12 protein-coding genes are annotated in these 14,532 nt (G+C 58.8%); 5 read left to right on the top strand and 7 right to left on the bottom strand.

Annotation, left to right across the window (positions count from 1 at the left end):
- Positions 1-45 precede the first annotated feature (45 nt).
- The gene (locus ABRP86_RS00920; RefSeq protein WP_034666791.1) at positions 46-522 is read left to right on the top strand and encodes a hypothetical protein; all 477 of its coding nucleotides are present in this window, start codon (positions 46-48) and stop codon (positions 520-522) included.
- On the opposite strand, the gene ABRP86_RS00915 is transcribed toward ABRP86_RS00920, so the two are convergent.
- Positions 506-2,128, bottom strand: a complete 1,623-nt coding sequence (locus ABRP86_RS00915; protein WP_349862102.1) for an AMP-binding protein — start codon at positions 2,126-2,128, stop codon at positions 506-508. The genes ABRP86_RS00920 and ABRP86_RS00915 overlap by 17 nt on opposite strands.
- Before the next feature lie 151 nt (positions 2,129-2,279).
- Here ABRP86_RS00915 and ABRP86_RS00910 point away from each other — a divergent pair, with 151 nt between their 5' ends.
- Genes ABRP86_RS00910 through ABRP86_RS00900 form a run of 3 tightly spaced genes read left to right on the top strand, consistent with a single transcriptional unit; the run spans position 2,280 to position 4,847 of the window.
- A complete protein-coding gene (locus tag ABRP86_RS00910) occupies positions 2,280-3,095 on the top strand; it encodes a GDSL-type esterase/lipase family protein (protein WP_349853423.1) in 816 nt (271 codons plus the stop codon).
- 52 nt (positions 3,096-3,147) lie between these two features.
- Positions 3,148-4,233 carry an S-(hydroxymethyl)mycothiol dehydrogenase gene (locus ABRP86_RS00905; protein ID WP_349862101.1) on the top strand — a complete coding sequence of 362 codons (1,086 nt, stop codon included), beginning with the start codon at positions 3,148-3,150 and terminating at the stop codon, positions 4,231-4,233.
- Positions 4,233-4,847, top strand: coding sequence for an MBL fold metallo-hydrolase (locus tag ABRP86_RS00900; RefSeq protein ID WP_298695095.1), 615 nt, complete (start codon positions 4,233-4,235; stop codon positions 4,845-4,847). Before ABRP86_RS00905 ends, ABRP86_RS00900 begins: the two co-directional genes overlap by 1 nt.
- On the opposite strand, the gene rfbA is transcribed toward ABRP86_RS00900, so the two are convergent.
- The 6 genes from rfbA to ABRP86_RS00870 form a co-directional block, all read right to left on the bottom strand.
- Positions 4,844-5,692 (bottom strand): glucose-1-phosphate thymidylyltransferase RfbA, encoded by an 849-nt coding sequence (gene rfbA, locus ABRP86_RS00895; RefSeq protein ID WP_298695097.1) that lies wholly within the window; start codon positions 5,690-5,692, stop codon positions 4,844-4,846. The two genes, ABRP86_RS00900 and rfbA, sit on opposite strands and share 4 nt — an antisense overlap.
- A 2-nt stretch (positions 5,693-5,694) precedes the next feature.
- Entirely contained in the window at positions 5,695-7,080 is a 1,386-nt protein-coding gene (gene rfbD, locus ABRP86_RS00890) for a dTDP-4-dehydrorhamnose reductase (protein WP_349853418.1), read from the bottom strand.
- 2 nt (positions 7,081-7,082) lie between these two features.
- A complete protein-coding gene (rfbB, locus tag ABRP86_RS00885; RefSeq protein ID WP_298695101.1) occupies positions 7,083-8,087 on the bottom strand; it encodes a dTDP-glucose 4,6-dehydratase in 1,005 nt (334 codons plus the stop codon).
- Positions 8,088-8,220: 133 nt separating this feature from the next.
- Complete coding sequence (locus tag ABRP86_RS00880) at positions 8,221-9,777, bottom strand: DUF222 domain-containing protein (protein WP_349862100.1); 1,557 nt, start codon at positions 9,775-9,777, stop codon at positions 8,221-8,223.
- A 163-nt stretch (positions 9,778-9,940) separates the two neighbouring features.
- A complete protein-coding gene (locus ABRP86_RS00875; protein WP_349862099.1) occupies positions 9,941-11,266 on the bottom strand; it encodes a M1 family metallopeptidase in 1,326 nt (441 codons plus the stop codon).
- 39 nt (positions 11,267-11,305) lie between these two features.
- Entirely contained in the window at positions 11,306-12,385 is a 1,080-nt protein-coding gene (locus ABRP86_RS00870) for an alpha/beta hydrolase (protein WP_349862098.1), read from the bottom strand.
- Positions 12,386-13,028: 643 nt separating this feature from the next.
- Between ABRP86_RS00870 and lpdA the strand changes: the two genes are divergently transcribed.
- Complete coding sequence (gene lpdA, locus ABRP86_RS00865; protein ID WP_349862097.1) at positions 13,029-14,441, top strand: dihydrolipoyl dehydrogenase; 1,413 nt, start codon at positions 13,029-13,031, stop codon at positions 14,439-14,441.
- The last annotated feature ends 91 nt before the right edge of the window (positions 14,442-14,532 follow it).

Below are 14,532 nucleotides of genomic sequence, written 5' to 3'. Positions count from 1 at the left end.
AATAGAAGCAGGCTATATGGCCTCGATGAGAGAGCGGACGATACATTGCTTATTGCTACCGTCGCAGCAGAAATCCTCTTTTGGGCGTGCCTTATTCTGGGTGGTGTTCTCCGCTACATCGTCAAGGCCCCAAGAATTGGACTGGCATTCTTTATCGCTACGCCAATTATTGACATAGTCTTGTTAATTTTCTCATTTTTCACTCTGCATACTGACGGCGAAGCGGGATTCATGCACGGTTTCGCAGCTTTTTATATCGCATTTTCGCTGGTCTTTGGCGGCGACATCATACGCGCGGTTGATCGGAAACTCAGCGGGAAGTCGAAAACCGAGTCTGGGAATCAGTCCGATAATAATGTAAGAAAATCCGTATATGCCAGTGCAGTGACGGCTGCGATCCTTATAGTTAGCATCGCGGTGGTAGGGCTAAACGGCAGCTTCTGGTTGATTTATTGGCTTATTGCCGTGCTCTTTACCCCACCGATGTGGTGGGGCATTGAAAAACTTAGTCGCCGTGCTTAAGCAGGCGCGGAACCACCTTGCCGGTGGCATTGCGCGGCAGCTTGGATAGGAAGTGCACGTCGCGGGGCACGGAGTGCTCGGCGAGCTTATCGTGCACCCAGGCGCGGATGGCATCGGCAGTCAGTTCGCGGCCGGCGGCATCGGCAGTAGGCACCGCCCAGACGGCGATGCGGCTGAAGGTCTCGCTATCCTCCACGCCACCCGCGTGCACCTCATCGATGCCGGGCATGGCCTCGAGCACCTCGGTCACGGACTGGGGATGAACATTCTCGCCGCCCACGATGATCATGTCATCGGCCCGGCCCACGACGTGGAGGAAGCCCTGCTTGTCGATGTACCCAAGATCGCCGATCGACAGCAGCCCATCGACCCGATTGAGCTTGAGCTTGGGGTTGGTATAGCCGGTCATGGCGGTGGAATTGGTGAGGTAGATTTCACCCACCTCGCCGCGGGGAACGGGGTGGCCCTCCTTATCGAGGATGCGCAGCTTGGTGCCATTGGCCACCTTGCCCACCACGTCGGGGTTTTCTGCGACCTGTTCCATCGTGGCCGTTGAGGCAAGCGCCAGCTCCGTGGAACCATAAACATTGCAGAGGATGGGACCGAAGCGCGCGTTGGTGTCCTTGACCACCTGCGGGGTAAGGGCATTGCCGGCAGAGGCGATGAAGTTCAGGCTGGAGGTATCGAAGGAACCCTCGGGATCGTGATCCACCAAGCGCTTGAAAAAGATGGGGGAGGAGAGCATGCCGTCGAGGCGGTAGCGTTGGACATCATCAAGCACCTGCTCCGGTTCAAAAACGCGGCGGGTAACGATGGTATTGCGCAGCCCCAGAGCGATATTGATGCAGGCCCACCCCCAGGTGTGGAAGATGGAGGCCGTCATCTGCACGCGCTGATCGGCGCGCCACGGGATATTGCCCACGATGGAGGCGAGGACAACCGGCAAGGTCGGCTCGGGACGGACGATGCCTTTGGGGATGCCGGTCGTGCCGGAGGACATCAGCACGATGGGGCCGTGCTTGGGAAAGGCGGGCAGCTCGATATCCAGGGGATTTTTCACGATCTTATCGAGCGTGGGCAGATCGCTTGCTCCCGTATCGTGGGCAATGATGACCGGGATATCGAGGTTGGGGTCGACGCGATCGATAAATTCATCATCGATGACGAGGACGTTAATGCCATTTTCTTCGATGCAGCCGGCGAGCTGCTCTGGGGAAGAACCGACATTGAGCAGGTAGATCCCGGCGCCGGCGTAACCCTTGGCTCCCAAGGGAATGATGATGCCGCGGCCGTTGCGGGCCATGACGCCGAGCCGGATCTCCGGCAGCTGCAAGGACTGCAGGTAGCGGGCGAAATTCTGCGCGTGGGATCGCAGCTGGCGGTAGGTGAGGGTGCCGTCGTCATCGATAAGCGCGAGGCGATCTGGGCAGGTTAAATAGGCCTGCTCAATTTCGCGCGCCGTGGTGAAGCGGTAACGCGCGAGGTTGGGCAGGAGCTTGAGCTGCCCGCCAAGCCCGCCTTGCCGGGTGATAAGCCCCGACTTGAAGAGGGCAGGGAAGAACTGGCTGAGCGCGGAGGCGTGTAAGGGAACATCAGTCAATTTCATGGAAGAGAAAGCTCCGAAAAGAGAAGATAACGAAAATATAACTACAAACGATATCGTCAGAAGAAAAGATCGTGTTGCTTTTAACTCGAAAAATGTTACTAGAGTGACTAATATACACTTAAGTGACGACGTGTGAAGAAAAGGTCTCTCGATGAAATCCATAAAACTCAAAGCATTTTCGGTCGTAGCTTCCGCGATCGCGGTGGTAGGTGCGGTGGCCGCGCCGCAGGCTAGCGCGGCAGAACGCAATCTCGTCTCCTTCGGTGACTCGGTCATGGCGGATCCGAATGGCGGGGAATACTTGGCGGACCGCTTCAATCCCTCCCGGGTGATCGGGGAGAACTGCCCCACTTCCTTCAACTATGCGAAGCGCACCGGTGCCAAGATTGGCCTGCCGGTGCGCGATTTCTCCTGCGCTGGTGCGGTGTCGATGTCCAACGGCCCGCAGATCTGGCAGCAGGTGGATGCCGCCATCGGATCTGGCGCGCTGACCCCGGATACGGCGCGCGTGCTGATTACCACCGGTTTTAATGACACCTATAACCACCCTGATTTGAACATGACGCAGATCCGTCAGGAATTTACGGATCGCACCGCCCCGCAGGTTGAGCGGATTAAGCGCGCCGCGCCGAATGCCCGCATCCAGATCGTGGGCTACCCCACCATCGGTTCGGGGTCGCACTATTGCCTCATTCACGTTGGTCCGACGCCGCTGGATTCGACCTTCCTGCCCATGGCCCAGGACTACGAGAATAAGGCGCAGTGGATGCAGGTTGATTTGGCGGCGCGCACCGGCGTGCAATTCTTGGATATGAAGCCCTCGACCCGCAATAACGGCATGTGCGCTAATGCGAATGACCGTATGTGGGCAGGTCTCGTGGACTTTACGGCGGGTCCCGGCAACCTGCCTATTCACATGAACCAGCGCGGCCACGAGCACGCGGCCAACGTCATTGCCGCTTCCTAGCAACCATTTTCATTACCGCGGCCATATTGAAAATGTAGGTATGGTTGTGGACATGACTGTAAAAGCTGTTATTGCCCGCTCTAAGGGCGCGGAAGTTGAGACCGTAAATATCGTTGTTCCCGATCCCGGCCCCAATGACGTCATCGTGCGGGTACAGGCCTGCGGTGTATGCCACACCGACTTGGCCTACCGCGATGGTGACATCGAGGATGCCTTCCCCTTCCTGCTGGGCCACGAGGCGGCAGGCGTGGTGGAGACCGTAGGTTCTGCGGTCACCCACGTGGAGGAGGGCGATTTCGTCGTCCTGAACTGGCGCGCAGTGTGCGGCGAGTGCCGCGCTTGCAAGAAGGGCGAGCCCAAGTACTGCTTTAATACCCACAACGCTTCCAAGGCCATGACCTTGGAGGACGGCACCGAGCTCACCCCTGCGCTGGGCATCGGTTCCTTCGCAGAGAAAACCCTGGTCCACGAGGGCCAGTGCACTAAGGTCGATGACATGGACCCCGCAGCTGCCGGCCTACTGGGCTGCGGCATCATGGCCGGCCTCGGCGCATCCGTTAATACCGGCGATATCCAGCTGGGCGAGTCCGTAGCCATCTTCGGCTGCGGCGGCGTCGGCGTGGCGGCGATTGCCGGTGCGAAGCTGGCGGGCGCGGCGAAGATCATCGCCGTAGACATCGACGAGTCCAAGCTGGAGACCGCGCGCGAGTTCGGCGCCACCGACACCATTTGCTCGAAGGGCATGTCGGAGCAGGAGGTCATCGATGCGGTGCGCGATATCACCGGCGGCTTCGGCACGGACGTTTCCATTGACGCGGTGGGCATCCAGCCGACGTGGCGCCAGGCCTTCTACTCCCGCGATCACGCCGGCCGCATGGTGATGGTGGGCGTGCCTAACCTGACCGATCATGTGGACATCCCGGCCATCGATCTTTACGGCCGCGGCGGTTCCATCAAGCCGGCTTGGTACGGCGATTGCTTGCCGGAGCGCGATTTCCCCGCATACGTTGCCCTGCACAAGGCCGGCAACTTCCCGCTGGATAAGTTCGTTTCTGAGCGCATCGCGCTTGACGATGTCGAGTCTGCCTTCCAAACTATGAAGGACGGCAAGGTACTGCGTTCGGTGGTGGAATTTTAATGCAGATTGACAGCACGGTAACTTCTGGCAAGTTCCGCCTGGATGGCGGCGAATGGGACGTGGACAATAACGTCTACGTACTTGGCGATGCCTCCAGCGTCTACATCGTCGACCCCTCCCACGATCTCGATGCCGTGGCGGAGCTGGTGGGCGATCGCAAGGTCGAGGGCATCATCTTGACCCATGGCCACAACGATCACTGCGAACTCGCGCCAGAGGCGGCGAAGCGCTTTGACACGGATGTCTACATGCACCCGGACGATGACATGCTCTGGCGAGAGGCGAATGGCGATGCCCACTACATCGACCTAGCCGATAACGGTCAGTTCGACATCAACGGCGAGAAGATCACCGTCTACCACACCCCGGGCCACTCGCCGGGCTGCGTCGTCCTCTACGTCGATGGCACGCTGCTGTCTGGCGATACCCTGTTCAACGGCGGCCCTGGCGCGACGGGGCGCAAGTACTCGGACTTCGATGTCATCATCGAATCCCTGCGCAACGTCGTCTTCAACCTGCCGGATGACACGAAGGTCTTGCCGGGCCACGGCGATGCCACGACGGTGGGTGCGGAAGCGGCGCGCATCGACGAGTACATCGAGCGCGGCTACTAATAATCGCGCAAGTACTCCCCGTAGCCGGATTTGAGGAGGGGCTGGGCTAGCGCTTCCAGCTCCGCCTGGGAGATGAATCCGGCTTCATAGGCTGCCACTTCGGGGGAACCGATGACGATGCCCGTCCTTTTTTGCATCACCTCTACATAGGCGGCGGCCTCGCTCATGGAATCGACGGTGCCGGTATCCAGCCAAACACTACCGCGGTGGAGGCGCTGCACGCTCAGCGCGCCGCGGCGCAGGTAGGCCTCGTTAATGGAGGTAATCTCGAGCTCCCCGCGATCGCTAGGCGTAATGGACTTAGCGATATCGATGACAGAATTATCGTAGAAATACAGCCCGACGACGGCGTGATTAGACCGCGGTTCCTCCGGCTTTTCTTCGATGCTCAGTGCTTGACCGGCCTGGTCGAATTCCACGACTCCGTAGCGCTGTGGATCCGATACCTCATAGGCAAAGATGATGCCGCCTTCTGGATTGCGGCACTGGCTTAGCTCCCCGCCAAAGCCGTGGAAGATATTATCGCCGAGGACCAGCGCAACGCTATCATCACCAATGAAATCCTCCCCAATCAAAAAGGCCTGCGCCAATCCTTCTGGGCGGGGCTGGACGGCGTAATCGATCATCAACCCGAGTTGGGAACCATCCCCGAAGAGCCGTTGAAACGCCCCAGCGTCCTCTGGGGTGGTGATGATGAGGATCTCCCGAATGCCCGCTTGGATGAGCGTGGTCAACGGGTAGTAGATCATCGGTTTGTCATAGATGGGCATGAGCTGCTTAGAGATGCCCTTAGTGATGGGATAAAGCCGCGTACCGGATCCGCCGGCAAGGATTATGCCTTTCATCGCTACTCCTCGCTGGCCTTGCTGGGCTCGCCAGGTACGCTAGGGTACAGCGCGAGGTACAAGGCGAGGGCGGCCCGCCAATTCTGCGGGGAAAAGCCCGTGGCTTCGATTTTATCTAGGGCAAGCGTCGATTCTTTGGGCCGTGGTGCCTCGGGTCCGGCGATTTCCCGATACTGTTCGGTGCTTACCGGCGTGACCTCTGATGGGTCGTGGCCTAAGCCGATGAATACGGACATCGCCATTTCATCGCGCCCGACGGTATCGCCGGAGTTGGAGATATTATAAATCCCGTACTCGGGGCGGGTGCACAAGAGATGCGCGATGCCCTTCGCCAAATCCTCGGCAAAGGTGGGGCGCCCGCGCTGGTCATGGATGACCTTCGGCTCCTTATCCGCTTCGGCGAGGCGGCGCATGGTGGCGATGAAGTTCGGGCCATCGCCAAATACCCACGAGGTGCGCACAACATAATGCTGCGGTGCGGTTTGCGCGGCGGTTTCGCCAGCGGCCTTCGACGCTCCGTAGGCGGAAAGGGGCGAGGGGATCTCGTCTTCGGTATGCAGCTCCTTGGATCCATCGAAGATGTAGTCGCTGGATACGTGCACGAAGGCCAGCTGGTTTTCGGCAGCGATGCGGGCGAGCTTCGCCGGGGCTTCGGCGTTGACGGCCCAGGCGGCGGCGCGATCGTCCTCGGCGCCATTGACGTCGTTGTAGGCGGCGCAGTTGATGATGGCCTCGTATTGCTTCCACTGGCGCTGCGGGGGATTGGTGATGTCGAACTCCGTATGGGTGCAGAACTCGGCATTCTTGAGAACCCGCTTCAGCGCCCTGCCGAGCTGACCATTCGCACCGGTAACGAGGATTGTGCGGGGAGGCATGGGCTCTACATCTGCAAGCGCCGGCAGGCGCTTATCCTTTTCTGATACCTCGCGTGGTTCGAGGGGCCACTCCACGGCGTCGAGGTTGATTCCGGTATAGCGAGCATCGGGGGACCAGTGCTCGTTAACCAGGTAGGAGTAGGAAGTTTCCTCGAGCGCTTGAAAGCCATTGGCAACCCCGCGCGGTACAAATACGGCGGTCTCCGGCCCCACTTCATGGGTGACGATTTCCCCGAAAGTTTCGGATCCTTCCCGCAGATCGCACCACGCGCCAAAGATCTTGCCGTGCGCGACGGAGACGAGCTTGTCCCAGGGCTCGGCGTGTAGCCCTCGCGTGGCACCAGTGCGGTTATAAGAAATATTATTTTGCACCGGCTGGAACGAAGCCAGATCTGGCGCGGCCTCGCTAAGTTTTTCGCGCTGCCAGTTTTCCTTGAACCAGCCGCGGTTATCCCCGTGCACGTCTAGCTCAATGATGAGTAGGCCTTTAATGGCGGTGTTGTGTACCTGCATAATTACTGTCCTTGCTCTTTATAGCGGGCTTCTACAGATTCCTTTTGGGAGCGCCACCACGTTTCGTTATCGCGATACCAGGCGATGGCATCTTCCAGTCCCGCCCGGATATCGGTATAGCGGGGATGCCAATCCAATTCGCGGCGCAGCTTGGAGGCATCCATGGCATAGCGTTGGTCATGGCCGGGCCGGTCCGCCACGTGCTCGTACAGGGCTCGACCTTCCTGGGTGTGGCCCATGAGTTCGCAGATTATCTCGATGATGCGCTTATTATCGATGTCCGGCTGGTCAGCGCCGATATTATACGTTTCGCCTATCCGCCCTTCCTCGATGATTTTTAGCACCGCCGCGTTGTGATCGTCGACGTGGATCCAGTCTCGAACCTGCTCGCCCGTGCCGTAGAGCTTGGGGGTATGCCCGGAGAGGATATTGGTGATTTGGCGCGGGATGAACTTTTCGATGTGTTGGTATGGCCCGTAATTATTTGAGCAATTGGAAATGGTGGCGCGCAGGCCAAAGGATCGGACCCATGCCCGCACGAGGTGATCGGAGCTCGCCTTGGTAGCCGAATAAGGGCTGGAGGGCGCGTATGCGGTATCCTCCGTGAACTTGGTATCCGCCCCAACTTCTAAGTCCCCGAATACCTCATCGGTAGAAACGTGGTGAAAGCGGACATCGTTTGTCCGGCACGCCTCTAGAAGGGTATAGGTGCCCACCACATTGGTGTGGATAAACGGGGACGGATCCCGCAGGGAATTATCATTATGGGATTCGGCGGCGAAGTGCACGACGATATCCGCCTTGGCGACGAGCGGATTCACCACCGTAGCGTCCGCGATATCGCCCTCCACTAATTCCACATCGAGCCCCGCAAGGTTATCCCGGTTGCCGGCGTAGGTCAGCTTATCCAAGACTGTGATGCGGGTATCTGGGCGCACCTTGGCCATGAGGCGCACGAAATTGGCGCCGATGAAGCCGGCGCCGCCAGTAACGAGCATGGTGTGCATGAGTCTCCAGTGTAGGGCAGTCCGCATAAGCGCTGCGCGTGGACAGCCCCAAAACGCTTGTACACGCACTTCTAGGCCGTACGGCATGATCGTACGGCCTGAAGGCACGGTCGCGGGTGGATAGTAGGGCAGCTCACGCTGCACCGGGAGGCGGCGGAGAAGATGGTGAGTCCGTCCCTGAAGCTTGTGGCGATTCGGCCGGGGAACCGGGTGGTGAATCCACCGGTTCATGAGGCTGAGCAGGTGGGTCGGCGAGCTTGCGCGCCGGGGCTTGCTCTGCAGCGGGGGAGTTATTGAGCTCCACCGAGGGCGAAAGCCCGCCGGTATGCGCTGAGCGGTAGCCCACGCGTCCCGTTTCCGGGTCTCTTTCCGCATGCCCCATGCCATTGTGGCCATCGCGGTTATCGTTATTGTCCACGTGGTGCCGACGGCAGAGCAGGGTGAGGTTCCGGAGGTCTGTAGCTCCCCCGTGGGACCATGCCTGCAGGTGGTGGACATCGCAGTCTTGCCACGGCCGGTTGCAGTCCGGGTGGGTGCACACGATTTCACTGGCGGCAAGCGCCAGCTTTTGCCACAGCGACGCGGTGCGCTTGGTGCGCCCGAGCTCGAGCGGGAAGCCTTTGTCATCGACGGCGCAGAAAAAGTCGTGCTGAGCAGCGCCCAGGCGGAGGAGATCGAGCGGGGATAGGTCGATTCCCACGCTCGTGGTGAAGCGGGTGTCGCTGTTCATCGCTTGTAGCTCTTCAAGGGTAGTGGCCACAAAGAAGGAGCCGAGGCCGTCCGATTTCTTTTGCCCTGCGGACAAGTAGCTACCTAGAGCCGCGGTCAATTGATCCGCCATGCGCTGGGCATAGGTACGCGTATCGTCTTCGGGGCTCAGGCTCTCGCTGCCCTTATTCTTGGCAGGGGCGAAGGCACTAGCCAAGACCGCAGCGGCGGAGGCATCAAGGTAGCCGGAGATGTGCACGCCACCGTCTGCATCTTGGTGAGAAATGCTGAAGCGGCGCTTGCGCGTGGCCGCGTGTGGATCGCGCTTCCCGGAGGGATCGACGGCATGCTTATTCGCCTTGCGGATGGCCTGACGTAGCCAATCGCGCAGGGACTCATAGGAGCGGCGCTTGGCTTCCTCTAGAGCCTTATTGCGCAGCTCTCGCGGCCCAGGAACCGCGAACTTATTGAGGTTGCGCAGTTCCCGTTCGATGAGGTTGAGGACGCGCTCCGGGATGGGGTCTTCCTCGAAGAGCTTCTTGCGGCGTTGTTCTTCCGCCCGGCGCTCACGATCGGCGCGGCGGCGCGCTTCCTCCTCGGCTTTCTTTTGCGCCACCGCGTCCGCCTCGTCGTCTGCTGGCGGGGGAGTAGGTTCAGGATCCTCGATGGGAGCAAAGAGGTTCTTGCCATTGCGCAGGCGGGCAGCGGCTTCGGATTCCGTGAGGCCAAGGCGAGCGACTAAGTAGTCCTTGGCCTTAGAGGAGCCGACCCGCCTGCCGGCATCATCGCGCTCTGCAATGAAGGCAAAGGCGGCATCGATGGTGGATTTATTGCCCAGCGCTCGCTCTAAATGTTCGAAGTTGGGGTGGAGCAACTCGAAGGAGAGATCGTCCGGATTCTGCATAAGGTTGCGCAGGCGCGTAAGCCCCGCAGCCACATCTGAAATGGCTGAATTGATTTCCGTGTGCTTTGCAGTTTCCATGGTTCCCTCCTTCCTGTTTCGCTTTCATGTTCTATTTTAATCCAATAAAACGCCAGCGCAACAGCAAGAAAGGAAATGGTCAATAGACTGTACATTCCCCACTCAAACGGGTTCAGCTACAACCAAACACGCCCAAAACGCACCTAAAACGCAACCAAAACCACTAATCCGGAAACTTAGGCAACGCTGTTTCATCGAGCCATGCGGCAACGGTGGCATCGAAAAGAGCGGCGTCCGGCGCGGCCTCACGGAAGGCGGAGAGGAGATCGGAGGGCTGAACCACGGAGTGCTGGTGCTGGGTGAGGTAAAAGGAGAGGGTGGGGAAGAAGGCATCGCCAAGCAGCCGGTGAATGGCGTGTACCGCGAGGGCGCCGCGCTTATACACGCGGTCATCGAACATATCGCGCGCGCCTGGATCAGAAACCTTGATGTCTTGGCGCTTGCGCGTCAGGACTTGGTAATGCGAGCGCGCAGCCTCGCGCGCGGACGCGCCTCCCTTATGCTCGCCCCACAACCACTCGCTGTAGCAGGCAAAACCCTCATTGAGCCAAATATCCTTCCACTCAGAAAGGCCAACGGAATTGCCAAACCATTGGTGGGACAGCTCGTGTGCGATGAGCCGCTCGAAGGCGTGATCACCCTTCACATGGTTGGAACCAAAGATGGACAGGCCTTGGGCCTCGAGGGGAATCTCCAGCTCATCCTCGGTAATGACGACCTGATAGGTGGGGAAGGGATAAGGCCCGTAAATAGAGGAGAAGAAATCCACCATCTCCTGCTGCCGGGAAAACTCTTCGCGTACGCGCTCGCGCAAGAACGCCGGCGCCCACGCCTGGGTATCAGCCCCCAGCGAATAAGAAGAGAACTCGCCTACCTGTACCGTTGCCAGGTATGTGGCCATGGGGTGGCGAGTGCGGTAGTGCCACCGGGTGGTGGAACCGCCGGCCTTGCGGGAGACCAATTCGCCATTGGAAACGACGGTAAAGGGGCTATCAGCGGTGATGATGATGTCATACGTCGCCTTTTCTGAAGGTGTGTCATCGCATGGGAACCAGCTGGGCGCGCCATTGGGCTGGCTGGCCACCAACGAGCCGGATTCGGTTTCCTCCCAGCCAATTTCTCCCCACGTGGTGCGGATGGGGCGCGGGCTGCCGCCGTAGCGAATATGCAGCTCAAACTCGGTACCGGCGGGAATTTCGGACGCAAAACGCAGGCGCAGCTTCCCGGAAGATTGGCGGAATTTAGCCACCCGCGGGGCGTGCTTGGCGGTCACGCGCCGCGCCACCATCGCCCCGCCGAGGTCCAAAGTGAAGGAGGTCAGCTCTTCCACCGCGCGCACGTTTAAAATGGCCTCACCCTGCAGCAGGTTAGGCTCCACGCGGTAGTTCAAGTCCAGCGTGTAGTGGGTGACTTCAAACCCAAGGTTGAAGTCCACGCCGGTATAAGGATCAGTATGCGCACGCGAAAAGGCGGTAGGAAGCAATGTCATAATATTGCGATCCTACCGCCCGTCACGCGCAGCCGAAATTTAGCTATTGAATGCCCGCTCGAAAACTGGCCAAGAATCCTTCAGATCCTCTTTCCAGTGCGGCCACGAGTGGGTTCCGGTATTGCGGAAGTTGTAGGTGGCTGGCACTCCGGCCTGGTCAAGCTTGGCCTTGAAGTTGTGGGTGCAGTAGTTCACTCCAGCTTCGATGCCGCCGCCCTCAACCTGCAGGGTGGAGGAACCGCGTACTGCTTCTTCTTGGTCCAGACCCATAGAGCGCAGGTAGCTATAGGTGTCCTGTTCACTTGCCAAGCCGGAACCGGAAGAAATGTAGAGCTCGGTACCGTGCAGCTTATCGGCGTTCATCATGGCGTCGTTGTAACGGTTGGTCTCGGAGCCGTACGGGCCCCACATCTGGTCCACGCTGCCGCCGCCGCGGTTGACGGTCAGCTCTACGGCCTGGCGCTCCAGCGGGTAAGCGGTAGCTGCACAACCGGCGTATGAGCCCACTGCATCGTAGAAGCCTTGGTTGTGCTGTGCCAGCAGCAGGGAAGAGGTAGCGGACATGGACATGCCGGCAATGGCGCGGTGGTTATCCGCGTTGATGTGCTTTTCAATTGCACCCGGCAGTTCCTTGGTCAGGAAGGTTTCCCACTTTTGTGGTCCCTGCAGGAATTCTGAATTCGGCTCAGAGATCCAGTCGGTGTAGTAGGAGAATGCACCGGCCTGCGGGACTACGACGTTGACGTCCTTTTCGTGGTAGAAATCAACGGCATCAGAAAGCTTCAGCCAATCCATGTCTTGTTCTGCTCCGCCTGCGCCATTGAGCAGGTAGATGGTTGGGCGGTTTTCGCTTTTGGCGCGGATGACGGCTAGCGGAATCTTCCGGTCATTCATTGCCGGCGAGGTTGCCTCGAGCGCTTCAACGCGCGCGTCGTCCTTGTACTTCTTGTACCAAGACTTACCCTCGATCTCCGGGGTAGGTTCCAGCGGGGAAATCGTGGACTGTGCGGCTTCGCCCGCCACCTGCTGCGGGGTGAGCTCGGCTGCGCCCGCCACGGGAGCATAAGCTAAGCCCGTGCAAACCGCAGCTGCCGCGAGGATAGAATTAAGACGCTTCATGGTGCTTCTTTCCAGTGGGGAGTGGACTCGATAACTATACTTCGGCCGCGAAAAATCGGCATGTTGAGGGAAGTATATTCAGTATTCCTACATGTAGACCTAACCATTAATAGTGCCCAATAAATGCTTGCCGGTAAAGACTTTCACTGATGTGGGGGAGTAGCGGGGGTAGGCATACCTTTATTGCCTTTTTCGCTATCAATGATAAGTAACGCTGTGATAACTGAGGTTCCTGTGTCATAATTTTCCAGTGAAGCACGGCGTGACGCGGTTGCTTTCTGTATGACATCAGTAGCGGCTGCGTTAGTGCTTTTTGTGTGAAAAGCTAAGCAGTGCGTTTGTGTACTCGCGCCCCCATCAAGAGAAAGAACAGCAATGAACGTTTTCGATTCCGCCCTCGTGTCCTTCAACGAATTCATTGGGCCATTCGTCCACTCGGCAATGGATGCATATTCCAAGCTGCTTGCATCCTTGGGCTTGATTTAAGCCCACGGTTGCTCAGGGCCCTGCGGGGGTGCATCTGCTGCTTGCCGATGCCCCCTTGCACGGCCCTTTCCTTATCCTCGCCGCGCCCTGGGGTGGGGTGCCCCCAACTGTGAGCAATTACGCGACATTGAGGACAAAGTTACGTATCCTGTAGGGCGTGACTAACGAACATTATGACGTAGTAGTACTCGGTGCGGGCCCTGGCGGCTACGTTGCCGCCATCCGCGCAGCTCAGCTTGGAAAGAAAGTCGCTGTTATTGAAAAGCAGTACTGGGGCGGAGTCTGCCTCAACGTAGGCTGTATTCCCTCCAAGTCGCTGCTGAAGAATGCAGAGGTTGCCCACACCTTCAACCACGAGGCGAAGGCTTTTGGCATCTCCGGCGATGTTTCCTTTGATTTCGGTGTAGCCCACAAGCGTTCCCGCAAGGTTTCTTCGGGCATCGTCAAGGGCGTTCACTACTTGATGAAGAAGAACAAGATCACCGAGATCAACGGTCTGGGTTCCTTCAAGGACGATAAGACCATTGAGATTACTGAGGGCGATGACGAAGGTAAGACCGTTACCTTCGATGACTGCATCATCGCCACCGGTTCCGTGGTCAAGTCCCTGCCTGGCGTTGAGCTGGGCGGCAATATCGTTTCCTATGAAGAGCAGATCCTGAACGAGGAAGCACCGAAGTCCATGGTCATCGTGGGCGCCGGCGCCATCGGCATGGAGTTTGCTTACGTGCTGGCCAACTACGGTGTGGACGTCACCATCGTGGAGTTTATGGACCGCGTCCTGCCGAACGAGGACAAGGACGTATCCAAGGAGATTGCCAAGCAGTACAAGAAGCTTGGCGTTAAGCTCCTGACCGGTTACAAGACCACCTCTGTGAAGGACAACGGCGACGATGTCACCGTTGAGGTGGAATCCAAGGATGGCTCCAAGCAGGACACCTTGACCGTGGACCGCGCCATGATCTCCATCGGCTTCGCCCCGCGCGTTGAGGGCTTTGGCCTTGAGAACACCGGCGTTGAGCTGACTGAGCGCGGTGCCATCGACATCGATGACCGGATGCGCACCAACGTTGACCACATTTACGCCATCGGTGACGTCACCGCGAAGCTGCAGCTGGCACACGTGGCAGAGGCGCAGGGCGTTGTAGCGGCAGAAACCATTGCTGATGCAGAAACCCAGCTTTTGGGTGACTACAACAACATGCCGCGCGCTACCTTCTGCAACCCGCAGGTTGCATCCTTCGGTTACACCGAAGAGACAGCCAAGGAGAAGTTCCCGGATAAGGACATCAAGGTTGCTACCTTCCCGTTCTCTGCAAACGGTAAGGCCGCCGGCCTGAATGAGACCGCCGGCTTTGTCAAGCTTATTGCTGACGGCGAGTTCGGCGAGCTCATCGGCGGGCACATGGTGGGCTCCAACGTGTCGGAGCTCCTGCCTGAGCTGACCTTGGCGCAGCGTTTCGACCTGACCACTGAGGAAATCGGCCGCAACGTACACACCCACCCGACCTTGTCTGAGGCCATGAAGGAAGCCGCCGAGGGCATCAGCGGCCACATGATCAACCTCTAAACAAGCGTCCCCTATACCGCATAACGGCACCGCAGCGTTCTCCAGAAAGGAGGACCGCGGTGCCGTTTCGCTGTGTGCGGATAAAAGCCCA

Origin of the sequence: Corynebacterium sp. KPL3927, assembly GCF_040225835.1 — a bacterium.
Classification (GTDB): domain Bacteria; phylum Actinomycetota; class Actinomycetes; order Mycobacteriales; family Mycobacteriaceae; genus Corynebacterium.
Note: the sequence above shows the minus strand (reverse complement) of the source record. Positions and strands in the feature narration are given on the sequence as shown.

What these genes read in the sequence shown, in the direction of transcription:
- rfbB (WP_298695101.1), bottom strand. Translation starts at nt 8,087, where the DNA reads ATGCACACCATGCTCGTTACTGGCGGCGCCGGCTTCATCGGCGCCAAT.
- rfbD (WP_349853418.1), bottom strand. Translation starts at nt 7,080, where the DNA reads ATGCAGGTACACAACACCGCCATTAAAGGCCTACTCATCATTGAGCTA.
- rfbA (WP_298695097.1), bottom strand. Translation starts at nt 5,692, where the DNA reads ATGAAAGGCATAATCCTTGCCGGCGGATCCGGTACGCGGCTTTATCCC.
- ABRP86_RS00875 (WP_349862099.1), bottom strand. Translation starts at nt 11,266, where the DNA reads ATGACATTGCTTCCTACCGCCTTTTCGCGTGCGCATACTGATCCTTAT.
- ABRP86_RS00910 (WP_349853423.1), top strand. Translation starts at nt 2,280, where the DNA reads ATGAAATCCATAAAACTCAAAGCATTTTCGGTCGTAGCTTCCGCGATC.
- ABRP86_RS00900 (WP_298695095.1), top strand. Translation starts at nt 4,233, where the DNA reads ATGCAGATTGACAGCACGGTAACTTCTGGCAAGTTCCGCCTGGATGGC.
- ABRP86_RS00870 (WP_349862098.1), bottom strand. Translation starts at nt 12,385, where the DNA reads ATGAAGCGTCTTAATTCTATCCTCGCGGCAGCTGCGGTTTGCACGGGC.
- ABRP86_RS00915 (WP_349862102.1), bottom strand. Translation starts at nt 2,128, where the DNA reads ATGAAATTGACTGATGTTCCCTTACACGCCTCCGCGCTCAGCCAGTTC.
- ABRP86_RS00905 (WP_349862101.1), top strand. Translation starts at nt 3,148, where the DNA reads ATGACTGTAAAAGCTGTTATTGCCCGCTCTAAGGGCGCGGAAGTTGAG.
- ABRP86_RS00880 (WP_349862100.1), bottom strand. Translation starts at nt 9,777, where the DNA reads ATGGAAACTGCAAAGCACACGGAAATCAATTCAGCCATTTCAGATGTG.